This window comes from Micropruina sp., from assembly GCF_047606665.1.
GTDB lineage: Bacteria > Actinomycetota > Actinomycetes > Propionibacteriales > Propionibacteriaceae > Micropruina.
Genome location: NZ_JASGEF010000015.1, coordinates 1 through 24,189 on the forward strand (window position 1 = coordinate 1; position 24,189 = coordinate 24,189).

Sequence of the window (24,189 nt, forward strand, 5' to 3'; positions counted from 1 at the left end):
CACGGATTCCCCGACGGCATCGACATCATCGCCCGTGCCGCCGGAGTCGACCACAACACCGTCAACCAGGGCAGAACCGAACTCGACACCCACAACACGCCAACTAAATAGCTGACAGGCTCTAAATTGGCCCAACTCGGGTGCCGCACTGGCCGGACGGGTTCCCGAATGCCCTGGAAGGTGGTCTCCACCTCGCTCAACCCGAAGCCGAATGGCTCAGGGACCGCATCGTCGACGCATGTACGGGAAGCTTGCTGGCGCACCTGGTCGCTGCCGATCGTCCCCCGAGCCACAGCGCCGGCACCCCGTGGGAAGACCCCGCTTGTCTCGCGGCACCCGAGCGATCGGTGCAACAGCTCCGCCTCGCCCACGGCTTCTCGCTGATCATGAACGGGGCGGCCCTGCTGTACAACGTGCTGGTCGCCGAACGCTACGAAAAGGCGGAGCTCACCCGCATCACGGCTCCCACCCAGGACCGTGCCGACGCCTACGAGAAGTGGCTCGACACGGTGGAGCGTGACCAGCAGCTGCTTCGCGACTGGGATCTGGATGCGCTGTGGGCACTCGTGGACGACTCCGGTAGCCGGGTGACCTTCAGGACGCGGCTGTTCGTCAACGCCTGGACGTGCGCCGTCCGCGAGGGCGCAGCGGCCGATGCCCTCACCGATCCCACCCACAGCCTCCGGATTCTGATCGCCAACCGGGAGCAGTCCATCAAGCGTGGACAGTCGCGTCTGACCAACGCCAGGCTCCTGGCGTCCTGGGGTGGGGCGTCCGGCACCCGGCCACTGACCTTCCGCTGGCTCCAAGTGCGCCGCATCGTCACCGACATCCACGAAGGCCTGAGCCGTGCTTGAGCCCGACAGCAGGGTCGTCCTGCTCGACCAGCTGCGCCCACCACCCGGCTACCGGTTGCAGGCCGCCGTCGCGACCACCTTCACCCTCGATCTCACGACAGCTGTTGTGCCGCCGCTGGCGTTCGCGTCCTTCGAGATGCGGGACACGCCCGACCCCGTCGCGGCACTCGAGGCGATCCGTTCCTGCACCGACCGGGTCGACATCTTCTGCCAGGCCGGCCAACTCACCGTTCCGCGTCGGCACTCCGATCTGATGGCCTATCTGGAACCGATGGTGCACCCGGTGCGCCGGCCACGTCCGGGCTCCCTGTTCCACCCCAAGGTCTGGTTCCTGCGCTACCGGGCGGACGATCTGCCGGAACGTTTCCGCTTGCTGTGCTCGACCCGCAACCTCACCGACTCCCAGGCGTGGGACGCCGTCGTCAGCCTCGACGGTGCCGCGGGACCTCACGCTGATCCGTCCAACGAGCCGCTGGCGACGCTCATCGAGGCTCTCCCCCGACTCGCGGTGGCTCCACTGGCACCCGGCCGAACTGCCAGGCTCACCGAGCTTGCGGACGCCGCACGCCGAGTGGACTGGGAGCGGCCCGAGCATGTGACGTCCCTCGCCTTTCACCTGTGGGGCGTGCCGGGCGTGACGCCGACGGCGCCCGATTTCTCCGGCTACCGACATATGATCGTCTCGCCGTTCTGCAACGCCGACGGAATCGCGCAACTCACCACTGGCAACAGTGTCTTGAAGTGGGTCCAGCTAACTTGTCGCCCCAGTGAGGCGACAAGTTCCTGGTCGTGTCCCGCACGGTCTTCGTGAAGCACGGTCACGTCGATCAAGCGTCCGATGTACCAGTTCCGCGGCGTCAAGGTCGCGTTCACCTGTGCGGCCGCGAACGCCTGTGCCTGATCGATCAGAGCGGACACCTGCGTCCGGCGGTTCTACCGAGCCAGTGGCGCCGGTGCGGACGGACAGATTCCCGTGGAAGGCACCCGTACGGGGGACTCACGGGATCGGTCGGCGAGGGGTAGCGTCGAGGTGACAACCACCCCCAATCCTGTGCCGGAGGAGGACGCATGCCTCACCATCAATCGACCGCCGCTCACCGTTCCCGTGGCCGACGAAACCTCGCCGTGATGGGCGCCGGCGTCGCCGCGTGCGCGACGGTCGGCTCGCTGCTGACCGACGCCAGCAGCTCCTGGTATGAGCGGTTGAAGAAGCCGTCGTGGCAGCCGCCGTCCGCCGCCTTCCCGATCGTCTGGACGTCGTTGTACGCGATCGTCGCGGTCTCCGCGGCGACGGCCGTCACCCGGCTGGAGGCGCAGGGCCGGGACGCTGAGGCGTCCAGTTTCCGGCGTGCGCTGGCCGCGAACCTGGTGCTCAACGCGGGCTGGTCCGGGTTGTTCTTCCGGGCCCACAACCTGTCGGTCGCGACCGCGGGCGCGGTGGCGCTCGCGGCGTCGTCGGCCAAACTGGCCCGCCGGGCGTCCTCGGTCAGTTCCGGAGCGGCGCTGGGGCTGGGCGCCTACACCGTCTGGTGCGCCTTCGCGACCGTACTGTCGGCGAAGTTGGCGGCGCTCAATCCCGACGAGTGAGTCGTGGGAGGGCTCATACTCGTCGGATGAAGGTCACTCTCATCGACGATGAGCAACTGCCGCCGGACGCCGCTGTCGAGGATTACCTGAACGGGCTCGGACGCGCCGCGTTGCGATCCCTGGTGCTCGAATTGGCGGCGACCAGTGCCGAAGCGCAGCGTGCGCTTCAGTTGCGGGCAAATCCCGCGGGCTCAGCCGTCCAGCGAAACCTCATCCGTCGCGTCGACCGAGCGCTGTCGGATGTCGATCTCGACTACTACGACAAATACGACTATTACTCCGAGGTCGACGACGGCGGGCGGTTCAGTGAGTTGCACGGCGTCCTCGACGAGATCGAGCGGCACCTTGACGCTGGACACGCCGAGCAGATGCTTCCGGTCATGTTGCGGGCATTCACCGGGCTTCTCCAGGTGATCGAGGACGCCGAACAACCCGAGGGGTTCGTCGAAGGCACCGCTGAACGGGTGGCGGCGCTGTACGCGCAGGCCTGCTGTGCTGGGCATCCGGACCCGGCGGCGCTGGCCCGCTGGCTGGTCGCGTTCCGCGCCGACCAGCCCGGTTGGTTCGATCTGCGGCTCGATCAGTTCGCACCGGCATTCGACGACGAAGCCTGGGACGCCTACCGCGCTGCCGTCGAGGCACTGGACGCCGAACGGGCGCCGGAGTCCGGCTTCGATGAGATCAGCAGAATGCTCCTCGAGCTCGCCGACCGTGACGGCGATGTCGACCGCGCGATCGAGATTCTGCAGCGTCATGCCGCCGTCCCGTTCCCGTCGATCATCGGACGCCTGCGGCAGGCTGGCCGCGACGACGAGGCGCTGGTCTGGCTGGACCGCGCGGTCGAGGAGGACCGCGTCGTGGCCGGCACCTACGGCTCGGACGCCAACGTGGCCGCCTCCCTGGCCGCCGAGATGTATCTGTCTGCCGGGCGTCCGGACGCCGCCATCGACGCGCTGACAACGGTGTTCCGGCGCTCGTTCGACACGGCGAGCTACCGGTTGCTGATCGATACCGCGGCCGGCCTCGGACGCGAAGACGCCGTCCGGACGACGGCCCGCGAACTGGCGTGGGCGAGCCCTGTTGCGCAGTCGACCGGGCAGCTGGTGCGGCTGCTGTTGGCCGACGACGACCTGACTGCCGCCTGGGAGGCTGCCGACACTTTCGGACCCGGAAGTGCCTGGCGCGAACTCGCGCAGGCGTCCGAGGACGAGTTTCCGGTGCGCAGCGCCGATCTGTACCGGCCCGCGCTCATCGATGCGCTGCGCGTCGCCGACACCAGACGGTACTGGGGCATCGCCGAGATGCTGGCGACGATGCACCGGCTCTACTCCGGGGCCGGGCTGGGAACCGAGATCGACGCCGAGATTCGCGGGCTGCGTGCCGCCTACCGGCGCCGCTCGTCGTTGATGGCCGCGCTGGATCGGGCTCGCCTGCCCAAGTGACTATCATTGATGATACTAACATTGATGTTACTATCATCGATGATAGTAAGAGGTGCGCCATGTTCATCGGACGTCGCGACCAGCTGGGGCAGCTGGACTCGTTGCTTCGGCGCGTCCAGACCCGGCACGACGCCAAGCCTGGGATGGCGCTGCTGGTGCGGGGACGCCGACGCGTGGGCAAGTCGCGACTCGTCGAAGAGTTCATCGACCGCGCCCGCGTTCCCCACCTGTTCTTCGCTGCTTCCGGCCGGCCGCTCCGTGACGAATTGAGGCTGTTCGCCGACGAGGTAGCTGCGTCCGATCTTCCAGGTGCCGACCTGTTCGCGGGCGTGGAGTTGCAGTCGTGGGATGCGGCGTTGCGGCTGCTGGGCCGTGCCCTTCCCGACAGCGGCAGCATCGTGGTGCTCGACGAGGTGCCCTATCTCATCGCCGCCGACGCGCACTTCGAAGCGACGTTGCAGCATGCCTTCGATCGGGAGTTGTCGAAGCGGCGGGTGCTCCTGATCGGCATCGGGTCGGATCTGTCGATGATGGAATCGCTGAACGGTTACGGTAGGCCGTTCCACCAGAGAGCCAGCGAGATGGTCGTTCCTCCGTTGCGGCCGGCGGAGGTCGGGTCGATGCTCGGATTGTCGCCGGCAGAGTCGTTCGATGCATACCTCGTCACCGGCGGATTGCCGCTCATCTGCGCTGAATGGCCGAACGGGGCCTCGTTGTCGGAGTATCTGGCCGGCGCGGTCGAAAGCCCGACATCGGCGTTGCTGGTGTCCGCGGAGCGCTCGTTGGCCGCCGAGTTTCCCTCCGATACGCAGGCGCGAACCGTCCTCAGTGCGATTGGCAGCGGCGAGCGGACTTTCACTGCCATCGGACGGGCGGTCGGTATTCCCGCGGCATCGCTCAACCGGTCGCTGTCACTACTGACGGCCAAGCGCATCGTTGCCGTCGATGAGCCGATATCGACCAAGTCCGCGAACGACAAGCGCTATCGAATTGCCGATCCCTATATGAGGTTCTGGCTGGCGTTCCTCGGACCGCATATGGACGAGATCGAGCGAGGGCGCGGGGACCGAGTGTTGGCGCGAATCCGCACGTCGTGGACGTCGTGGCGCGGTCGCACTATCGAACCGGTCGTGCGCGAGGCCATCGAGCGGCTTGCGCCGCCCATGATTCGGATGGGTGACGATGTGCCCGGTGTGGTGGGAGGGTACTGGACCCGCACGAACAATCCCGAGATCGACATCGTCGTTGCCGATCGGGCGCCGGTGGCCAAGAGAATCCTCGCCGCCGGGTCGATCAAATGGTTGGAGAACTCTCCGTTCGACGGCCATGACCTGGGCCGGTTGCAGGCGCACCGGTTTCGGCTTCCCGGTGCCGCCGCCGATACGCCGCTGATCGCCGTGTCTCGGTCGGGGTGGACCGTCGATGGCGTGCTACGGCTCGGCCCGGACGAGTTGATCGACGCAGGCTGATCGAGAACTGCTCAGTTCTGGGCTTTCGCCAACCGGTAGCCGACGCCTCGGACGGTCTCGATGAACCGCGGTTTGGTCACCGAATCGGAAAGCTTGCGGCGCAGGTTCGCGATGTGGCTCTCGATCGAGCGGCGGTCGGCTTCGACCACGTAGCTGTGCATGTCGTTGCGAGCGAACGCGGCGAGTTCGTCCTTGGTGATCACCCGGCGGCTGCGTTGCATCACCGCCGAGAGCAGGTCGAATTCGGTCCGGGTGAGTTCCACAGGTTCGCCGTCGAGTTCGACCAGCCGCATTTCGGGGTGCAGCCGAAGGCCGTTGTGATGCAGCCAGTCGTTGCCGTCCGACTCTTCGGCCGAGTCAGCCGGGTGACCGGCGGCATTGAGCTGTTCGAGTTCGCGGCGGCGGATCATCGCCTCGACCCGCGCCCGCAGCTCGCGGGGTCGGAAGGGCTTGGCCAGGTAGTCGTCCGCCCCCGAGTTGAGACCCATCAGGGTGTCGATCTCGTCGCGGCGGGCCGACAGCATGATCACGTAGGTGGCCGAGAAGCTACGGATTCTGCGCACCACCTCGAATCCATCGATGCCCGGTAGATTCACGTCGAGCGTGGTGAGCATCGGCTCCCACTCCTGGATCAGCTCCAGCCCGCGCACCCCGTCGGCCGCGATATGCGTGCGGAAGCCTGCCTGGGTAAGGACGACCGCGATCAGATCGGCGATCTCGGGATCGTCCTCGATGATCACCGCACTGCGTTCGCCCGGCGTCGTCTCGGTCACATATCCTCCTTGCATCCGTTCCCCGTCGCACGGGCCACGTAATAGGTCTGCACATCAATAGGCTGCACATCGAAATCGGCAACCCTGTTCAGGATCCGTCCGGTCACTCGGCTCAGTGCGCGGTCCTGATCGTTGTATCCACAGATGTCGAAGGCGAAGACTCCTTGCGCCGCCGCCACCCGTTGCCCCAAGCATGTCATCATCCGCGCGAAAACGGGATAGCGACGCATGTCCGGCCGCACCAGCGAGATGCCACCGTAGAACACCACCCCCCGCTGCCATTCCTGCGGGTAATGGTGTTGGAAGTACTCGGGGCTGATCCACGGCATTGTCGAGACGTCGTCGGTGAGGGTGGTCAGCCCGGCCGGCTCGCCGTCGGCGTCCACGGCGATGTACTTCCAGATCCGCGGATCCTCCAACTCGCCGGCGAATTCCTCCTTGGTGAGCACCTGGCGAGCCGCGGCGAGCACCCGGAGCGGACCGAACGACTCCTCGTAGACCGGCCAGAAGCTCGCGAACAGGTCGGGGCGCACCTCACGGGTGCAGCTGATGGTGAAGTCGCCGTGGTCCCAAGGCCCGTCCAGATTCCAGTCCGGGGTGCTCACGCGTGGCCCCACCCGGCCGTCCGGTAGGTCGCGACGACGACCGAACAGGCCGGCCGCACCGAGCAGAGCGCCGAACTCAACACCATGTTCTCGAAGACGAAGGCGTTGTCGCGACCATTGCTCATGTCGGTGAGGCTGGAGGTGATCATGGTGCGGACCTGCTCCTCGGCATGCCCGGCATGCTCTACGAACAGTCCGCGTCCGCTGCCGTCGGCCGCCCGAGACCAACCCACACCCGACCAGGCGGCGTCGCCGCGCTCGGTCGCGAACGCCACGGCATAGACGCAGTACAGCGCGTCACCGAACTCGCCGTGCAACTGCTCCTCGGCGGAGCAGATCTGCACCTCGGCGCGCCCGGGAATGATCGAACTCAGTCGGATCAGGTTGTGGTCGGCCACTCCTGCCGAGCGCAGCGCGGCATCGAACGCCGCCATCGTCGTCCGACCTGTTCCGCTTCCCGCGGTCACCCGGATGACGAGTGCGTCCTCTGCGATGTTCATGCCGAGGCCCTGCTTGGTCACTTCGGTCTCGCCTCCCTGTATGTATGCGGACTCTGGTGGATCCGCATCAACTCCGGCCATCTCCTGTGGTCAGGCAGACAGCGCTTTCGGCGTGCGGTGCTCGTCCTCCGGCGGCAGTTCGAAGCGGAATGTCGAACCTTCGCCCAGCACGCTCTCGACCCAGATCCGCCCGTTCATGCGTTCGATCAACCCCCGGCAGATCGCCAGCCCCAGACCGGTGCCGCCCTTCTCACGCGTGTCGCTGGCATCCACCTGGCTGAACCGGCCGAAGATCGATTCCAACTTGTCCTCGGGGATGCCTCGGCCGGTGTCGCGGACGGTGAACTCGACCCGGTTTGCCAACGGTGTCGCCTCCAGCACCACCGTGTCGCCGGGATCGCTGAACCGCAGGGCGTTGCCGATCAGGTTGATCAGCACCTGGACCAGTCGATCGCGGTCGGCCCGGACCCGGCCCCCGACGGGCCCGAGGGTGAGAGTGATTCCGGTGGCCTGTGCCATGCCGGACGTGGCCAGGATCGCCTCCTGGCATACCGCCGCCACATCGTGGACGCGGATGGTCAAAGGCAGCATGCCGGTGTCGAGCCGTTCGATCTCGAGGATGTCGTTGACCAGCCGTCCCAGCCGGACGCTGCCGGAGGTGGCGATGTCGATCATCTTCGCGGCTTTCGGCGGCAGCTCGCCGAACGTGCCGCCCGAGATCAGCCCGAGCGCCCCCCGGATCGAGGTCAGCGGCGTCCGCAGCTCATGGCTGACGAACGAGATGAACTCCTGCTTCATCCGGTCCATCTCGCGGCGCTGGCTGACGTCGCGGAACACCACGACGGCGCCGCTGATCACGCCCTTGTTGTCCCGCAGCGGGCTGGCGGTGGCCTCGACCACGATGGTCTTCCCGTCGCCGCGCAGATAGACGTCGTCCTCGCCGGACGCCGTCAGCCCCGATATGGTTGCCTCCGCGATATAGCAGCCCTCGTACGGGTAGGGCGCGCCATCGGGCTGGGGAGCATGGAACAGATCGTGGGCGTTCGCGCCGATCAGATCGGCCTCGGAACGCGCCAGCATCTTGGTGGTGGCGTCGTTCACCAGCGTGATCCGGCCCGCACGGTCGACGCCGTAGATACCGTCGGCCACGGAACTGAGCAGCAGCTCGAGCTGGTTCGTTGCGTCGCGAAGTTCCTTGGTGCGATCCTCCACGCGAATCTCCAGCGAACGCCGCAGCTGCTCGTTGTCCATCACCAGGACGATCTGGCGCACCACCACGGTGACGATCAGCAGCGCCCACACCGTCCGGCTCTGGATGTCGAGCGTGCCCCGAATCGCGTTGATCGTCGAGGCTGCGGCGGCGGCCAGGAAGATCGCGAAGAAGACGATCGTGCTGCGCACCGAGGACGTCTCGGGCACGTTCAGCTCGGAGGGCTGCTTTCCGGCGTCCGGGTGCAGCGCGGTGAGCGTGAAGAAGATGTAGCCGCCCATCCAGCCGAGATCCCATGGGCTGCCCAGGCCGGACGCCGCGACCGATACGTTGACCGCGTACGCCATGTCGGAGACTGAGTAGAGCAGGAACGCCACCCCGAGCAGGACCAGCGGCATTCGGCTCTCGGTACCGCTGCGGGCGAGCAGCAGCGTGGCCAGGGTGGCGATGACCAGGTCGACGACCGGCAGTACCAAGATCTGCATCTGACCGAGGAGCGAGGTGTCGTGCCCGGCCAGCAAGGCGGGGAAGATCAGCGAGTTGGCCAGGAACAGCGCCGATCCGCCGACCACCAGCCCGTCCAGGATCAGTCGGGTCAGATCGGTGCCGCGACGCCGGTTGGTGGGGAACAGAATGAGCCCGAGCAGACAGGACAGCAGCGCGACCAGCAGCAGCAGGTTCACCAGGCCCGGCAGGTCGATCGGACCGGTGTCCGTTCCGATCAGCAGGCTGAGCGCGTTGGCCAGGACACCGAGACACAGCCCCACCGCCAGACTCGCCCAGGCGCGGCGCCGGCGTCCGTGGCTCATCCCGACCCTGCGCACGGCCGCGGTCGCGGCGATTGCGCCGAACCCGAGCAGGAAATACGTGGTGATCAGGCCGCGCGCAACCGGGTCAGGGGTGATGCCCACGAGTACCAGGAAAAAGCTGGCCAGCAGCGGTCCCGCAACGCACACGAGGGCGAAGGGACGTGAGGGCAGGACTCTCAGCATGGGGTGGCTCGCAACACGGGGGTGACGCTCACTAACTGGGGGGTGCCAGCGAGTATAGGCCTGCGTCGCAGCGGTCGCCACAATGGCCAACTGCCGGGCGCGGCGGCGAGAAAATGGCGCCGAACTTAGCGCTGTTATCCCTATGTGGGGGCATTACGATGACCCCACCACCCCCAGGAGGAGTTGCTATGCCCACCCCGGCCGACTCAGATTCCCCACTCTTGTTACTCGTTGACGACGACGACGATATTCGCGAAGTAGCGGCGACAGCCTTGGAGCTGGTCGACGGCTTTCGCATCGTCACCGCCACCGGCGGACTTCAAGCGGTCCGGCAGGCGCAGGAGCACCACCCCGACGGGATCGTGCTCGATGTGATGATGCCCGGCATGGACGGGTTGCAGACCGTCGAGCGGCTCCGGGCCGACCCGGTGACCGCCGAGATCCCGGTGATCCTGCTCACCGCGCGCCTGGACGGCGACGAACCCGACGACGGCATCGCCGGGGTGATCGCCAAGCCGTTCGACCCGATGTCCCTCGGCGGGCAGATTCGCCGGCTGATGGGTTGGGCGTCGTGACCGCTCCCGACCCGATGGCGACCGCCTACGAGGCGCTCGCTCAGCGTGCCTGGGACAGCAACCGCGAACGTGCCGCCGAGTTGTCCACGCTGGTGGCGGACTGGCGTGCCACCGGCGTCCTGACCGAAGAGCGCAGGGAACGGGCGCGGTGGCTGGGGCACAGCGTCCGCGGTTCCGCCGGAACCTTCGGGCACCAGCGTGCCGCTGACGCCGCCGATCAGTTGCAGAGTCTGCTGCACGCCGAGGACCGGCCATCCCTGAACGTCGTCGCCGGCTTGGTCGAGCAGATCGAACAGGCGCTCGCCGAACCCCCGCGCCTGGAGATCTGAGTCAGTGCTCGGCGAGCTGGTCGCGGGTCACCGTCGCCGCACGCACGAGGTCGGCGTAGAGCAGGCCGGCATCGGGCTGACGGCGTCCGAGCGCCATTCGTAGCGCTGCCGCCCGCAGGCTCAACTCGTCCGCCCCGACCATGTGACTGGACGTCTCGAGCGTGAGCAACCGGGTGATGCACTCGTCCGATCGGCCGTGCTGGACCGACTGCCCGATCTCCTGGATGCGGAGATCGAGGAGGGAGAGAAAGCTCTCCAGGAACCGCGCCACCGCGGCGTCGTCGCCCAACTGATCGCGAAGATCGTCCAGTGCGGGATTGGTCGCCCGGTCGCATGGCGTCTGCCTGGTGGAGTCTGGTTGCTTGCCGGCGCTCTGTGACGCCGGCAAGCAACTCATGAAGCACCCCCGCAGCGTGACAGGGCGATGCGACGGGGCTCCCAAACGGCCCCCCGAGCGCCGAAGGATACGACTGCCACCCCCATGCCAGTCCCTCCTTCACAACCCTCGCATCAAAGCCCCGGTCACCTGAGTCCCAGGGTGTGTGGCCAATCCTGCTGGACCTCTTTGCAGACGGTCTGGAGGCAACCTCAAGATCGGCTCAAGATCGCTCAGCAGTTCCTCGAGTTCGCTGAAAGGTGCCGGGAAGGAGTCCGGACAGGACGGACCGGAGTGCGGGCGCGCGGTGTACGGGATTGCTGGTCCGGCGGACAGAAGTCCGGGTATGACGGACGGCGGTCGATCAACGCCCCCACGTCGATCGACCGCCTCCGGGCCGGACGGCCGGGCCCCACCCCCGTGGGCCAGCGCGTCCAGCCGCACCGAATCTGCCGTTGCAGGGCGGACCCATTCCCACGCTGGACCTCAAGGCCAACAGTGGGGCGCGCTGGTCACCTTTCGGTGTCCGAACGCCAGGTGCCTACCTACGTGGCTTCGAGTCCCCCGGTTGCTCGGCAGCCCGGTGCATGAGAAGTACCTTGCCCGACGACCCTCAGGGCAGCGTCGAGAGCACCTCAAGATCAGGTCGAGAACTGCTGGATAAATGCTGGTCTCGGTCGGTGGGGACGCCGGGCGAGGTCGTCCAGGCGATCCGGACGGTGCACGGCGGTGATCGTCGCCGCCCGCGAAGCGGGATTCGGCCACCAGGACTGACCGCGGATTCGGGCTACGGAATGTGTCGGTGCAGACTGGTTGACTGGGCTCCGCCCCAGAGCAGACCAACCTGAAGGGACACCGTGCAGCACAGCCTCACCCGATATCGACCGCACCATCCGGGCGTGCCGGGGTTCGGAACGGACGCCGGATGACCACGCTCAAATACCCGTCCTGGGTGCACCAGCTGAGCGAACGCGACCTGACCGGCATGTTCGGCGCCACCACCATGAGCCGCGGCAAGGCGTACGCGGAGCAGGGCCGGGTGGGCAATATCGGCATCGGGTCGGGCGACACCGGCAGCGTCGTGCAGGCCCGAGTGCGCGGCTCGTCGTATCGCTCCTACCAGACCGTGGTTAGGCACGACGCCGCGACCGGCGAGATCGCCACGAACTGCTCCTGCCCGGTGCGGCTGCGTTGCAAGCATTCCGCCGCGCTGATCTGGCATATGCGGGTGGTCAACCAGCGCGTCCTCACCCCGGCCTGGCAGCGGGCGCTGACCGAGGTGACCGCCGGCACCGAGGCGCACGGCCGCGGCGAGCCGCTGGCCATCCAGGTGACCCGGACTGCCGGCGACATTCAGCTGAGGCCATTGCAATGGGGCAAATCCGGACGGTGGGTGAAGACCGGTGTCAGCTGGGACAACCTGCAATACCCCTGGTCGGGCAGCTATCTGGAGCCGCACAGGGAGGCAATGGCCGGGCTGGCCCGCAGCCGCGATCAGCGGACCAGTTCCGGCTACTACTATGCGCGTCGCTCGGACGAGCTCGAGCTGGGCGAACTGGGCGCCCCAGCCTGGTATTGGCTGCGGCAGGCGGTGGCCGCCGGGGTCGAACTGGTTGCCGGACGGGATACGCCCCCGGTCCGGTTGGGGGAGCCGGCGCACCTGGTCAGCCGGCTGACCCGGATCGACGCGGGGCTCCAATTGCAGACCGTCGCGGTCAGCGGCGAGCTAGAACGTGCCGTGCCCTACGCCAATCTGCTCGGCGACCCGCCGCACGGCTTCGCCATCGACCACGACCACGAACTGCTGCTGGTGCCGTTCGACGAGCCGCTCGGCAAGGGCCAGCAGGCATTGCTGTTGCAGCATGCCCGGCTGCAGATTCCGGAGGCCGACGTGCCGGCGTTCGCCGCCCAGTTCCGGCCGGCGCTGGGACGCCTGGTGCGGCTCGAGATCGCCGACGACGTCGAGTTGCCGCAGGCCCTGCCCCCCCGGCTGGTGCTGGCCGTGAGCTTCCGGCCCGACCATCTCGCGACGCTGGCCTGGTCGTTCCGCTACCGGGTCGGCGGCGCCGACTTCACCGTCGACCTGGACGACATCGGCCGGCAGGTGGTGCCGCGCGACCACGAGGCCGAACAGCGACTGCTGGACGCCCTGCCCGACGGGCCGTGGCCGACGGCGGCGACCGGCGAGGTCCGGCGTCCGGTCGATCGGGCCACGCTGACCGGGGCCCGCACCGCCCAGCTGGCCGAACACGCGATTCCGGCGTTGCGCGAGGCCGGCGTGATCGTCGAGATCGCCGGGACGCCCGCCGAGTATCGCTTCGCCGCCGAGGCGCCTGAGGTGCGGCTCGCGGTGAGCGACCCGGCCGACGGTGCCGACTGGTTCAACCTCGACGTCAGGGTCAGCATCGAGGGCGAACCGGTCGAATACCGCGAACTGTTCACCGCATTGGCGACCGGACAGACCCACCTGATTCTGCCGTCCGGCACCTGGTTCAGCTTGGAGCGGCCCGAACTGGAACAGCTGCGGGCATTGATTGCCGAGGCGCAGGAACTCGTGCCGGACGGCGACCCGCAGCTCCGGCTGCGCACCGAGCACGCCGGGCTCTGGGACGAACTGGTCAGCCTCGGCGTGGTGGCGCAGCAGTCCGCCGAATGGCAGCGGTCGGTCTCGGCGCTGCTGAACGTGCAGGAACTGCCCGAGGTGCCCGTCCCGTCCGGGTTGCAGGCGATGCTGCGTCCCTACCAGGAGCACGGCTTCCGCTGGCTGCACTTCCTGCACACTGCCCGGCTCGGCGGCATCCTGGCCGACGACATGGGTCTGGGCAAGACCATGCAGGCGCTGGCGCTCACCTGCGCCCTGAAAGAGTCGGGTGAGCTGGATCAGCCGCTGCTGGTGGTGGCGCCGACGTCTGTGCTGGGCACCTGGGCGGCCGAGGCGGCCCGGTTCGCGCCCAGCCTCGACGTCCGGGTGATCGGCCAGACCGCCAAGAAGCGGGCCGAGTCGCTGCGGGACGCCGTCGACGGGGCCGACCTGGTGGTCACCTCGTACACCCTGCTGCGCCTCGACGAGGACGAATACACCGCGCAACGCTGGACGGCGGTGCTGCTCGACGAGGCCCAATTCGTGAAGAACCGGCATTCCCGAGGCCATCAGTCGGTGCGCAAACTGTCGGCGCGCACCAAATTCGCCATCACCGGCACCCCGCTGGAGAACAACCTGATGGACCTGTGGTCGCTGCTGTCGATCGTGGCGCCCGGACTGTTCGCCGATCCGGTCAAATTCGGCGACCGGTATCGCAAGCCGATCGAATCCGGCTCCGATCCGGACGCCCTGGCCCGGCTGCACCGTCGAGTCCGGCCGCTGATGCTGCGGCGCACCAAAGAGACGGTGGCGGCCGAGTTGCCCGAGAAGCAGGAGCAGGTGCTCTCCATCGAGCTGTCACCGGCGCACCGGCGGCTGTACGACCGGCAGTTGGCCGCCGAACGCAAGAAGGTGCTCGGCCTGGTCGACGATCTGACGCGCAATCGGATCACCATCCTCGCCGCGCTGACCACACTGCGGCAGCTGGCGCTGTCGCCGGCGCTGGTGCTGCCCGGACAAGCGGCGGTGTCGGCCAAGATCGACGTGCTGCTCGACCTGGTCGGCGAGTTGGCCGCCGAGGGGCACCGGGCGCTGGTGTTCAGCCAGTTCACCGGCTATCTGGGGCTGGTCCGGAATCGCCTGGACGAGGAAGGCATCGGATATTCGTATCTGGACGGACGCACCCGCGATCGGGCCGCCCGAATCGCGCAATTCCGGTCCGGTGACGATCCGGTGTTCCTGATCAGCCTGAAGGCGGGCGGTTTCGGATTGACCTTGACCGAGGCGGATTACGTGTTCATTCTCGACCCCTGGTGGAATCCGGCGGCCGAGCTGCAGGCGATTGACCGGACCCACCGGATCGGGCAGGACAAGCCGGTGATGGTGTACCGGATGGTCAGCGCCGACACCATCGAAGAGAAGGTGGTGGCATTGCAGGAACGGAAACGCGACCTGTTCGCCAAGGTGGTCGGCGAGGCCGGCGACCTGGCCGCCCCATTGACCGCCGACGACATCCGCGGGCTGCTGGAGTTATAGCAGTCCGAATTCGTCACGTCGTGCTTGGGGCTCGTCATCGCGGGCGTTCGTCATCCCGTGCTTGCCACGGGATCTCTGTGTCGGGTTGGGTGAGATCCCGGCGTTCGCCGGGATGACGGTGCGCCAAATGGCCGGCACGCGCGTTCGTCATCGCGGGCTTGCCCCGCGATCTCTATGCGGGCGGGTCAGCCCTTCACCACGGTCGGGGCGCCGCCGACACTGATCACGGTGACCTTGCCCTTCGTGCTCACCTTCACGCTGGCCGACATCGCGGCCGCCAGGTTGAGCCGCTGCCACGAGCCGGGTCCCTTCTTCTTGCGATGCAGTTCGGTGGTGTCCAAAGCGTGCCCCGAATCGATCTCGGTCTGGGCCAGCACCTGCGTGCGTTGTGCCGAAGTCAGCGTCGGGAACGCCGTCCGCAACAGATTCTCGGCACCGGACGGCACCGAGGCGGCACGGCCCCGCTTCTGAGTCGCGGTGAATCCGTAGCCGAGCCGTTCGGTGTAGACGGCGAGCGCGGTCGCCCGCCCGGCGACGACCTGACTGCTGCCGCGCGGCGGTTCGGCGCCGTTGTAGGGATTGTTGCGGTAAGCGTCGTCGTTCGCCATGCATTTCGCCAGCGTCGCGCCGCAGGCCGATTCGAGGTAGTTGACCAGCTCTTTCCGGGTCGGGGTGAGCACCTTGTCGCGGAACGACTTATCCGACCAGCGGGCCGCGACAGCTGCCTGGCCCGCGATCCGTCCGCCGATCACGTCCAGCGGATAGTGGACGCCCAGCACGATCCGGTTGTTGGCCGCCTCGGAGGCACGGGCCAGAATGGACGGCGCGAGTTCCGGCAGGAGCGTTGCCAGGGTGAGGCCGACCGCGTACGCGGCACGGGTGTGACCGCTCGGGAACGATCCGCTGGTGCACAGGCTGCCGCCGTAGCCGGCGTCCAGGCGCACATTGGTGGTGGCGAAGGCCTTCGTCGTGTCAACCGCAGCCGGAACACGGGTGATCTCCAGGTTGCCTTTGGAGTCCGTCCATGACTTGCCCTTGCGGACCTTGGCCAGCGATGTGGCGTTGATCGCGCTGGGCGCGCAGGACGACGAATCGCCGCTGACCGGCTTGGTCGAAGACTTGGTGGGAAGGAAGGGACGCGGATAGCTGAATTTCGTCTTCGCCGAGCCGGTGGTCAGATAGTCGCCCACCAACCCGTCGGCGGTGTTGAGCAGCTTCGAGGTGAGTGGCAGCTTGCCGTTGATGCGACCTTGCACATAGAGCTTTCCGAGCCGCTTGCCGAGACTGTCGGAAATGGTGAGCGACTGGTCATAGCCGGAGCGGTCCGCATTCAAATACTCGGCGTCCTGCAATGCCCGGAACTGCTGAGCGGGGGTGGCGTGCTGATTGATCCAACTGGCCATCCGGTCGTTCCAGGCCAACTGGCTGGCGTCGCGCACCTTTCCCTTCAGCTTCTTCGCCGACGTCGAGCGCCACAATTCGCCGTATCCGACCAGCAGCGTGGTCAGGTCCGGCTTGTCCTGGTCGCTGGCATAGCTGGCGGCCTGGGCGGGAGCGGGTGGCGCCACCAGCGCCAGCGCGGTCACGGTCGCGAGTGCCGCCGGATGCCAGGTGCGGCGTCCGGATCTACGGGATGTGGTCATTGGTACCTCCTGGTGCTCCGTCAGGGTAACCCGCCTGCGCGGACGACTCAGCGACGACCTTCTGGGGAGCGGAGCCACGAACGCCCTGCCGTATGCGCTCGGATCCGAGACTATAGCCGGCGGTGTGTGGATCGATGGGATCGCCGGGGCCATGGTGGGCGGAGAATGCCGGACCCAGCGCGATGCTGGATCGGGGTGCGCCCACTGATGCCGGAGTCTCCGCGAGGGTCGGAGTGCCGGCAGTTCGGAATGCCGGTGGTGAGTTCATGGACGTGTAGAGAGGTGTGAGGGTGAGCCAGCGGACTATCGAGGTCGGGATGGGACCGGTCAGTCGGGAGGATGTGGTGGCGGTGGCCCGCCATGACGTCCCGGTCCGGTTGGCGGCGGACGCGCTCGCCGCGCTGACCGCGACGCGGGCCCGGATCGAGGCGCTGGCGGCGTCCGACCAGCCGGTCTACGGGGTGTCCACCGGGTTCGGTGCGCTTGCCACCCGACATATTCCGGTCGAGCGCCGGGCCGACCTGCAGCGCAGCCTGATCCGCTCGCATGCTGCCGGCTCTGGGCCCGAGGTCGAGCGCGAGGTCGTCCGGGCGATGATGCTGCTGCGGCTCTCCACGCTGGCCACCGGCCGCACCGGCGTCCGTCCGATCGTCGCCGAAACCTACGCCGCACTGCTCAACGCCGGCATCACCCCCGTCGTCCACGAGTACGGCTCGCTGGGCTGCTCGGGTGACCTGGCGCCGCTGGCGCATTGCGCGCTGGCGGTGATGGGGGAGGGCTTCGTCCGGGACGCCGCCGGCGAACGGCGTCCGTCGGCCGAGGCGATGGCTGACGCGGGCATCGAGCCGGTCACCTTCGCCGAGAAGGAAGGTTTGGCGCTGATCAACGGCACCGACGGCATGCTCGGCCAGCTGATCCTGGCCGCGCACGACCTGGCTCGGCTGCTGCTCACCGCCGACATCGCGGCCGCGATGAGCGTCGAGGCGCTGCTCGGTACGCCGCGGGTGTTCGCCGCCGATCTGCAGGCGCTGCGCCCCCAGCCCGGTCAGGCGGTCGGTGCCCGGGTGATCAGCGCGATGCTCGACGGCTCGGGCATCGCCGCTAGTCATGCCGATGATGCCGACCACGAGTACCCGATCGTGCAGGACGCCTACTCGCTGCGCTGTGCGCCTCAGGTGAGCGGTGCCGCCCGTGACACGCTGGCGCACTGCTGCTGGGTGGCCGACAACGAACTCGCCTCGGCGATCGACAACCCCGTCGTCACCGTCGACGGACGGGTCGAGTCCAACGGCAACTTCCACGGCGCCCCGGTCGCCTACGCGCTCGACTTCCTGGCCATTCCGGTGGCCGATGTCGCGTCCATGAGCGAACGGCGCACCGACCGGCTGCTGGACGTGAAGCGCAGCCACGGGTTGCCGCCGTTCCTGGCCGGGGACGCCGGCGTCGACTCCGGCCACATGATCTTGCAGTACAGCCAGGCCGGCATCGTCTCGGAACTGAAACGCCTTGCTGTCCCGGCGTCCGTCGACTCCATCCCGAGCTCGGCGATGCAAGAGGACCACGTCTCGATGGGCTGGGCCGGCGCCCGCAAACTACGCCGTGCCCTGGACGGACTGACCCGCGTGCTGGCCAGCGAGGTGGTCAGCGCCGCGCGGGCCCTCGATCTGCGCGAGCCGCTGCCTGCCCCGGCGACCGCCGCCGTCCGCGACCGCGTCCGTGACGTCGTGGAGGGGCCGGGCCCGGACCGCTTCCTCGCCCCCGAGATCGAGGCCGTCGTCGAACTCGTCCGCTCGGGCGCCCTGATCGAAGCCGCCGAGTCCGTCACCGGCCACCTGGCCTGAGACGTCCCGAGGAGATCCCGGCGTGCGCCGGGATGACGGGACCTGGCGTTTTCATCGCAGGCGGCGGGTGATCTCTCGGGCGCCGGCGACCAGGTGGCCGATCAGTTCGGACGGGTCGCGCAGTGCCATCCGGGAACGCCAGGTGCAACTCAACGCCGCCACAGGCTGGTCGTGCAGGTCGAAGATCGGTGCGCCGGCGGAACGCAGGCCGGCCGCGATGAGCTCGATCTCCTCCGACCAGCCCTGGGCTTTCTCCAACGCCAGCGCGGTTTGCAGATCCTCGACCGAGCGCGGGCCACGTCCGGTACGTGAGACGAAGTCGCCGGGCCTCGAATAGAGCGCGCGCAACTGCGCCGACGGCAAATGAGCCAGGATCGCGCGTCCGTTCGCGGTCAGATGCGCCGGCAGCAGGACGCCGACCGCGGTCACCAGCGGCGGTTCCAGTTCGCTCTGCCGCGGCGGATGCTCCTTCAACAGGTACAGCGTGCTGGCGCCGCGCAAGATGCCGAGATGAACCGTGATGCCGGCCGCGGCGGCCACCGTCCGCAACACCGGACGGGACATCCGCTCCAACTGGTCGTGCAGGGTGAACGCCGAAGTCAGCCGGTACGCCGCAGGCCCCAACGCATAGCCGCGCGCCTCGGGCACATAGACCGTGAACCCGCGCTCGGTCAGCACGGTGAGGATGTGGTACATCGACGACCGGGGCAGGCCGAGGTCGCGGGCGATGGTGGACGCCGCGACCGTCCCGGTGCGCTCGGCGAGATAGCTGAGGATGTCGAGCGCCCGGCCCACCGCCGGGGACGTGCTCGATTCGGTGGCCATGCACCCATCCTGCCGGATCGGCGACAGCCTCCGCTGACGCGACCCGGCTCGCGCACCTGTCGGCTGGACCGAATGCCGCTAGCTGAATCCGACCTTCTTGCGTCTCGGATATAAGACGCATGGCCGGCGCTTGCTGAACCGGGACGTGCGCCGTCCGATCCTGGAAGGGAGAGGAGACCACCGATGACCACTTCCGGACCCCGTCCCGTTCGCGCCCCCCGAGGCCTCGAACTGCATGCCCGCGGCTGGCAGCAGGAGGCCGCGTTGCGGATGCTGATGAACAACCTCGACCCCGAGAACGCCGAGCACCCCGATGACCTCGTCGTCTACGGCGGCACTGGCCGCGCGGCGCGCTCGTGGGAGGCGTTCGACGCCATCGTCCGCACGCTGGAGACGCTGGCCGACGACGAGACGTTGCTGGTGCAGTCCGGCAAGCCGGTTGGGGTGTTCCGCACCCACGAATGGTCGCCGCGGGTGCTGATCGCCAACTCGAACCTGGTCGGCGACTGGGCCAACTGGGAGCACTTCCGCGAGCTCGAGGCCAAGGGCCTGATGATGTACGGCCAGATGACCGCCGGCTCGTGGATCTACATCGGCAGCCAGGGCATTCTGCAGGGCACCTACGAGACCTTCGGCGCGGTCGCCCGCAAGCGCTTCGGTGGCACCCTCGCCGGCACCATCACGCTGACCGCCGGCCTGGGCGGCATGGGCGGCGCGCAGCCGCTCGCGGTCACCATGAACGACGGCGTGGCGATCTGCATCGACTGCGACTCCAGCCGCATCGACCGCCGGATCGAGCATCGCTACCTGGACGTCAAGGCGTCCGATCTGGACGACGCGATCGCGCAGGCCAACCAGGCCAAGGCTGACCGGCGTCCGCTGTCGATCGGGCTGCTCGGCAACGCCGCCCACCTGGTCCCCGAGCTGCTGCGCCGGCACCAGGCCGGTGAGATCACCATCGATGCGGTCACCGATCAGACCTCGGCGCACGACCCGCTGGCCTACCTGCCGCTGGGTTATGAGTTCGCCGAGATGAAGGCGCGTGCCGCCGCCGACCCGGAGCAGTTCACCCGCGATGCACAAGCGGCGATGGCCGCTCACGTGGCCGCGATGGTGGGCTTTCAGGACGCCGGCGCCGAGGTCTTCGACTACGGCAACTCGATCCGCGACGAGGCCCGCAAGGGCGGCTTCGACCGGGCCTTCGAGTTCCCCGGCTTCGTGCCTGCCTACATCCGTCCGCTGTTCGAAGAGGGCCTCGGCCCGTTCCGCTGGGCCGCGCTCTCCGGCGATCCCGAGGACATCCGCAAGACCGACGCCGCGATCCTGGAACTCTTCCCCGAGAACGAGCGCCTGAAGCGCTGGATCACCATGGCGCAGGAGAAGGTGTCCTTCCAGGGGCTGCCGGCGCGGATCTGCTGGCTCGGCTACGGCGAACGGCATCGTGCCGGCCTGAAGTTCAACGAGCTGGTCGCCGCTGGTGAGATCGGCCCGATCGCGATCGGACGCGACCACCTGGACTCCGGCTCGGTCGCCTCGCCCTACCGGGAGACCGAGGCAATGCTCGACGGAACGGACGCGGTGGCCGACTGGCCGCTGCTGAACGCCCTGGTCAACACGGCGTCCGGGGCGTCCTGGGTGAGCATTCACCACGGCGGCGGCGTCGGCATGGGCCGCTCTATCCACGCCGGACAGGTCTGCGTCGCGGACGGCACCGAGCTGGCCGCGCAGAAGCTGGAGCGGGTGCTGACCAACGATCCGGGCATGGGTGTCATCCGGCACGTGGACGCCGGGTACTCCCATGCGGCCGACGTGGCACGCGAGCGGGGCGTCCGGATCCCGATGTGGGAGGACTGATTCCGTGAGCCTGCTGATCGACAACATCGGCTCGCTGGTCACCAACGATCCGGCGTGGGGCGGTTTGCTGGGGGTGATCCCGGACGCCGCCGTGGTGGTCGAGGAACAGCGATCGGGATCGGGCACGGCAGTCGGTGCCGGATCCCGATCGCTGTCGCAGGGTTCTGGCCGGATCGCCTGGGTAGGGCCGCGTGCAGAGGCGCCGGACGCCGACGAACGACTCGATGCTGAGGGACGCGCGGTGCTGCCGGGCTTCGTGGAGAGCCACAGCCATCTGGTGTTCGCCGGCGAGCGGGCCGAGGAGTTCGCCGCCCGGATGGCCGGACAGAAGTACGCCGCGGGAGGCATCCGCAGCACGCTGGCCGCCACCCGGGCCGCCTCGGACGCGGAGTTGTCCGCGAACGTGACCCGGTTGGTGGGGGAGTACCTGCGGCAGGGTACGACCACCGTCGAGATCAAGTCCGGGTACGGGCAGAGCGTGCTCGACGAGCACCGCAGCCTGGAGGTTGCGGGCGGGCAGTCGCCGTTCACGACCTTGCTGGCGGCCCATGTGACCCCACCTGAGTACGCCGGTCGCGTCGACGACTATGTGGCGATGGTGATCGACGAGATGATCCCGGCGTGTGCGCCGCTGGCGTCCTGGATCGACGTGTTCTGCGAGCAGGGGGCTTTCGACGAGGACCAGTCACGGGCGGTGTTGACCGCCGGGAAGGCCGCTGGGCTCGGCGTCCGCATGCATGGCAACCAGCTGCATCAAGGGCCGGGCATTCAACTGGCCGTTGAGTTGGGGGCGGCGTCCGTCGATCACGTCTGTCACACCGACGACGCCGACGTCGCGGCGCTGGCGGCGTCCGAAACGGTCGCGACGCTGCTGCCGGCGGCCGACTTCTCCACCCGCAACAAGTACCCGGACGCACGTCGGCTCTGGGACGCCGGCGTGACCGTGGCGTTGGGTGCGGACTGCAACCCGGGGACGTCCTATACGACGTCCATGCCGTTCGTGATCGCCCTCGCCGTGCGCGACCTGCACCTCACCCCCGCCGAGGCGGTATGGGCGGCGACGGCCGGCGGTGCGCAGGCGCTGCAACGCGACGACATCGGCGTGCTGCGTCCGGGTGCTATCGCCGATCTGGTGGTACTGGACGCACCTAGCCACCTGCATCTGGCCTACCGGCCCGGCGTCCCCTTGGTGCACAGCGTGATGAAGGCCGGTGCCCTGCGCTAACCCGCGAGTCGGTACACCGCCGTACCGCTCGAAGCAGCGAAGGTCAGTGCTTCTCGCAGGCGACGCCGTCCTTGTCGCGGTCGAGTCCGCGGTTGTAGCTCATCGCCTCGTTGTAGATCTTGGTGGACTTGGTGAAGTTCTTCACTGCCTTCGCGCGACCACTGACTTTGTCCTTGGCGCCCGACTTGCCGACGCCGTGCTTGTACTTCTTGTTCAGCGCCGTGCAGTTCTTGTACAGGGCCTTCTTCGCCGAGGTCTTGGCTTGCGGCAACACCGCGGAACTGACGGCCGGTGCCGCCTCAGCAGCCGGACCCGTGCCGCACAACGGCAGAGCCACCAGTGCGCAGCCGACAAGGACAGACCCGATGCCGATGGTCTTGCGCATAAACTATTCCCCCGGAATCCCCCGGCCAGCGAACTCTTCGCCGGCGCAAGGCTCAGGATATTGGGCGGTGTCGGACACCTCCAGTGAGAAATGTCACCTGGGTGAGTGACCGCCGGACGTCCGGTGAGTGACCACCGGACGTCCGGTTGGATATCGGGACGGGTGCAGTTGACCAGGAGAACCCTCCCCGCGTACCACGGTCAGCGGCTCGGGGATGCCGACGGTGCCGCACTGGGTGCGCTCGACGCCGCGGGCTGGGCCGAGGCGCTCGCCGAGGCGCTCGACTGGCTGCTGCTGCGGCGGCCGGTGGAGTTCGCCGGCAACTCCGCGGTGTTGTCGGCCAGCACGACCAGATCGCCGGCCTTCACCCCGTCGGTGATCTCGATCCACCCGCCGCCCACCGCGCCGGTGGTGACGTTGGTCAGGGTGGCACTGTCGGCCCGTGCGTCCCCGACGATCTGCACCGTCCCCGTGTCGGTTCCGGTGGGGGTCACCGCGGAGACAGGCACCCGCACTACGTTGGTCGCACTCTTCACCGGCAGGCTGACCGACGCCTTGGCGCCGGAGGCCAGCAACTGGTCAGGATCGGACACCGTCACCGTCGCGGCGTACGTCGGGGTGTCGCCGGCGGTCCCGCTGGTCTCGACGGCACTGATGGTGGTCAGGGTTCCCTCCAGGCTGGTGGTCGACCCAGCCGGGGTGACGCTCACCTGCTGCCCGCTGGTCACCAGCGTCCGCGTCTTGAGCGGCAACTCGAAGGTCACCTGGGCGTTGCCGTCCCCGACGATGACGACGGACCCACTGCCGGACGCAGACCCGGCCGTCAGACCGACGGTGCCGACCGTGCCGGAGATCGGGGCCCGCAATGCGGCGTTCGCGAGGTCATCCTGCGCCGCCTGCAACTCCTGTTCGGCTTCGAGCAGCTTCGCCTTGGCCGAGGCGACCTGGGCTGCGCTGACCGTGGCCGTCGAACTGCTCGAACTCGAGGACGAACTCGAACTCGAACTCGACGACGAACCGGAACTGGACTTCGACGACCCGCTCGACTTGACCAGCTGCTGCACGGTCTTCTGCAACGCGGCAGTGGCCAGCTGTACCTGCGCCCGTGCCTCACCACAGGCCTTCAGTTCCGCGGCGGTCGGATCGTTGCGCTCGATGGTGTCGGCCTCGTCTTTGACAGTCGGGCTCGGGGTGGCGGACGCCGAGGCCGTTGTGCTCGGCGTCGCCGAGGCGCTCGGAGTGGCTGTGGTGCTGGTTGTCGCGCTGGGGCTGGCGCTGGTTGTCGCGCTGGCGCTGCTCGTGGCGCTGGCGCTGCTCGTGGCGCTGGCGCTGCTCGTGGCGCTGGCGCTGGGAGTGGCGGACGCGCTCGGCTCCGGGGCCGGACCGAAGACCGGGGCGCACGCCGTGGACTCCTGGGTCACGGCGTCCGACACCTTCGCGGCGGCGCTCACCAGGGTGGTCGGATTGATGGTGACACCGCTGCTGCGCTGCCCCGAGCTGGACGACGAGGACGAAGAAGACGAGGAAGAGGAGGAAGACGACGACGACTTGGTGCTGCTCGACGGGTGCCGCGCCGAGTACAAC

At 68.1% G+C, this 24,189-nt stretch carries 20 protein-coding genes; 11 read left to right on the forward strand and 9 right to left on the reverse strand.

Features of this window, described 5'->3' with window-relative positions; genetic code table 11:
• Positions 1 to 140 precede the first annotated feature (140 nt).
• From QM619_RS03985 to QM619_RS04005, 5 genes are all read left to right on the forward strand, one after another.
• Positions 141 to 857: a DUF6361 family protein gene (locus QM619_RS03985; protein WP_415104549.1), complete on the forward strand. Its 717-nt coding sequence runs from the start codon at positions 141 to 143 to the stop codon at positions 855 to 857.
• Positions 850 to 1,668: a hypothetical protein gene (locus QM619_RS03990; RefSeq protein ID WP_415104551.1), complete on the forward strand. Its 819-nt coding sequence runs from the start codon at positions 850 to 852 to the stop codon at positions 1,666 to 1,668. Before QM619_RS03985 ends, QM619_RS03990 begins: the two co-directional genes overlap by 8 nt.
• A 257-nt stretch (positions 1,669 to 1,925) precedes the next feature.
• The gene (locus QM619_RS03995) at positions 1,926 to 2,444 is read left to right on the forward strand and encodes a TspO/MBR family protein (protein ID WP_415104553.1); all 519 of its coding nucleotides are present in this window, start codon (positions 1,926 to 1,928) and stop codon (positions 2,442 to 2,444) included.
• A gap of 26 nt (positions 2,445 to 2,470) precedes the next feature.
• Positions 2,471 to 3,886: a tetratricopeptide repeat protein gene (locus QM619_RS04000; protein WP_415104555.1), complete on the forward strand. Its 1,416-nt coding sequence runs from the start codon at positions 2,471 to 2,473 to the stop codon at positions 3,884 to 3,886.
• Positions 3,887 to 3,945: 59 nt separating this feature from the next.
• On the forward strand, positions 3,946 to 5,355 hold the full coding sequence (locus tag QM619_RS04005; protein ID WP_415104557.1) for an ATP-binding protein: 1,410 nt from the start codon (positions 3,946 to 3,948) through the stop codon (positions 5,353 to 5,355).
• An 11-nt stretch (positions 5,356 to 5,366) separates the two neighbouring features.
• Here the strand turns inward: QM619_RS04005 and QM619_RS04010 are convergent, their stop codons facing one another.
• The 4 genes from QM619_RS04010 to QM619_RS04025 all read right to left on the reverse strand — a co-directional run bounded on the left by QM619_RS04010 (position 5,367) and on the right by QM619_RS04025 (position 9,354).
• Positions 5,367 to 6,128 (reverse strand): response regulator transcription factor, encoded by a 762-nt coding sequence (locus QM619_RS04010; protein ID WP_415104559.1) that lies wholly within the window; start codon positions 6,126 to 6,128, stop codon positions 5,367 to 5,369.
• Positions 6,125 to 6,733, reverse strand: a complete 609-nt coding sequence (locus QM619_RS04015; RefSeq protein WP_415104561.1) for a hypothetical protein — start codon at positions 6,731 to 6,733, stop codon at positions 6,125 to 6,127. The genes QM619_RS04010 and QM619_RS04015 overlap by 4 nt, the downstream gene beginning before the upstream one ends.
• Positions 6,730 to 7,254: a pyruvoyl-dependent arginine decarboxylase gene (locus QM619_RS04020; RefSeq protein WP_415104563.1), complete on the reverse strand. Its 525-nt coding sequence runs from the start codon at positions 7,252 to 7,254 to the stop codon at positions 6,730 to 6,732. Before QM619_RS04020 ends, QM619_RS04015 begins: the two co-directional genes overlap by 4 nt.
• 69 nt (positions 7,255 to 7,323) lie before the next feature.
• Positions 7,324 to 9,354: a sensor histidine kinase gene (locus QM619_RS04025; RefSeq protein WP_415104565.1), complete on the reverse strand. Its 2,031-nt coding sequence runs from the start codon at positions 9,352 to 9,354 to the stop codon at positions 7,324 to 7,326.
• A 269-nt stretch (positions 9,355 to 9,623) separates the two neighbouring features.
• Here QM619_RS04025 and QM619_RS04030 point away from each other — a divergent pair, with 269 nt between their 5' ends.
• Together QM619_RS04030 and QM619_RS04035 are read left to right on the forward strand one after the other, a co-directional pair.
• A complete protein-coding gene (locus QM619_RS04030) occupies positions 9,624 to 10,010 on the forward strand; it encodes a response regulator (protein WP_415104566.1) in 387 nt (128 codons plus the stop codon).
• Complete coding sequence (locus tag QM619_RS04035; RefSeq protein ID WP_415104569.1) at positions 10,007 to 10,339, forward strand: Hpt domain-containing protein; 333 nt, start codon at positions 10,007 to 10,009, stop codon at positions 10,337 to 10,339. The genes QM619_RS04030 and QM619_RS04035 overlap by 4 nt, the downstream gene beginning before the upstream one ends.
• Before the next feature lies 1 nt (position 10,340).
• Here the strand turns inward: QM619_RS04035 and QM619_RS04040 are convergent, their stop codons facing one another.
• A complete protein-coding gene (locus QM619_RS04040) occupies positions 10,341 to 10,736 on the reverse strand; it encodes a hypothetical protein (protein ID WP_415104571.1) in 396 nt (131 codons plus the stop codon).
• A gap of 904 nt (positions 10,737 to 11,640) precedes the next feature.
• On the opposite strand from QM619_RS04040, the gene QM619_RS04045 reads away from it, so the two are divergent.
• Positions 11,641 to 14,832, forward strand: coding sequence for an SNF2-related protein (locus QM619_RS04045; RefSeq protein ID WP_415104573.1), 3,192 nt, complete (start codon positions 11,641 to 11,643; stop codon positions 14,830 to 14,832).
• 185 nt (positions 14,833 to 15,017) lie between these two features.
• Here the strand turns inward: QM619_RS04045 and QM619_RS04050 are convergent, their stop codons facing one another.
• Positions 15,018 to 16,475, reverse strand: a complete 1,458-nt coding sequence (locus tag QM619_RS04050; protein ID WP_415104575.1) for a phosphatase PAP2 family protein — start codon at positions 16,473 to 16,475, stop codon at positions 15,018 to 15,020.
• A 290-nt stretch (positions 16,476 to 16,765) separates the two neighbouring features.
• Here QM619_RS04050 and hutH point away from each other — a divergent pair, with 290 nt between their 5' ends.
• Positions 16,766 to 18,316, forward strand: coding sequence for a histidine ammonia-lyase (gene hutH, locus QM619_RS04055; protein WP_415104577.1), 1,551 nt, complete (start codon positions 16,766 to 16,768; stop codon positions 18,314 to 18,316).
• Between the two features lie 51 nt (positions 18,317 to 18,367).
• On the opposite strand, the gene QM619_RS04060 is transcribed toward hutH, so the two are convergent.
• A complete protein-coding gene (locus QM619_RS04060; RefSeq protein WP_415104579.1) occupies positions 18,368 to 19,141 on the reverse strand; it encodes an IclR family transcriptional regulator in 774 nt (257 codons plus the stop codon).
• Positions 19,142 to 19,324: 183 nt separating this feature from the next.
• Here QM619_RS04060 and hutU point away from each other — a divergent pair, with 183 nt between their 5' ends.
• On the forward strand, positions 19,325 to 20,995 hold the full coding sequence (gene hutU / locus QM619_RS04065; RefSeq protein WP_415104581.1) for a urocanate hydratase: 1,671 nt from the start codon (positions 19,325 to 19,327) through the stop codon (positions 20,993 to 20,995).
• A 4-nt stretch (positions 20,996 to 20,999) separates the two neighbouring features.
• On the forward strand, positions 21,000 to 22,220 hold the full coding sequence (gene hutI / locus QM619_RS04070; protein WP_415104583.1) for an imidazolonepropionase: 1,221 nt from the start codon (positions 21,000 to 21,002) through the stop codon (positions 22,218 to 22,220).
• Positions 22,221 to 22,263: 43 nt separating this feature from the next.
• Here hutI and QM619_RS04075 read toward each other — a convergent pair whose 3' ends face one another.
• Both QM619_RS04075 and QM619_RS04080 read right to left on the reverse strand, forming a co-directional pair.
• A complete protein-coding gene (locus QM619_RS04075; RefSeq protein WP_415104585.1) occupies positions 22,264 to 22,605 on the reverse strand; it encodes an excalibur calcium-binding domain-containing protein in 342 nt (113 codons plus the stop codon).
• 200 nt (positions 22,606 to 22,805) lie between these two features.
• The gene (locus QM619_RS04080; RefSeq protein WP_415104607.1) at positions 22,806 to 23,507 is read right to left on the reverse strand and encodes an efflux RND transporter periplasmic adaptor subunit; all 702 of its coding nucleotides are present in this window, start codon (positions 23,505 to 23,507) and stop codon (positions 22,806 to 22,808) included.
• Positions 23,508 to 24,189: the final 682 nt, after the last annotated feature.

Excerpts from the sequence above, each read along its gene's own strand:
- QM619_RS03995 (WP_415104553.1), top strand. The coding sequence starts at position 1,926 with ATGCCTCACCATCAATCGACCGCCGCTCACCGTTCCCGTGGCCGACGA.
- QM619_RS04000 (WP_415104555.1), top strand. The coding sequence starts at position 2,471 with ATGAAGGTCACTCTCATCGACGATGAGCAACTGCCGCCGGACGCCGCT.
- QM619_RS04005 (WP_415104557.1), top strand. The coding sequence starts at position 3,946 with ATGTTCATCGGACGTCGCGACCAGCTGGGGCAGCTGGACTCGTTGCTT.
- QM619_RS04030 (WP_415104566.1), top strand. The coding sequence starts at position 9,624 with ATGCCCACCCCGGCCGACTCAGATTCCCCACTCTTGTTACTCGTTGAC.
- QM619_RS04040 (WP_415104571.1), bottom strand. The coding sequence starts at position 10,736 with ATGAGTTGCTTGCCGGCGTCACAGAGCGCCGGCAAGCAACCAGACTCC.
- QM619_RS04045 (WP_415104573.1), top strand. The coding sequence starts at position 11,641 with ATGACCACGCTCAAATACCCGTCCTGGGTGCACCAGCTGAGCGAACGC.
- QM619_RS04050 (WP_415104575.1), bottom strand. The coding sequence starts at position 16,475 with ATGACCACATCCCGTAGATCCGGACGCCGCACCTGGCATCCGGCGGCA.
- QM619_RS04060 (WP_415104579.1), bottom strand. The coding sequence starts at position 19,141 with ATGGCCACCGAATCGAGCACGTCCCCGGCGGTGGGCCGGGCGCTCGAC.
- hutU (WP_415104581.1), top strand. The coding sequence starts at position 19,325 with ATGACCACTTCCGGACCCCGTCCCGTTCGCGCCCCCCGAGGCCTCGAA.
- QM619_RS04075 (WP_415104585.1), bottom strand. The coding sequence starts at position 22,605 with ATGCGCAAGACCATCGGCATCGGGTCTGTCCTTGTCGGCTGCGCACTG.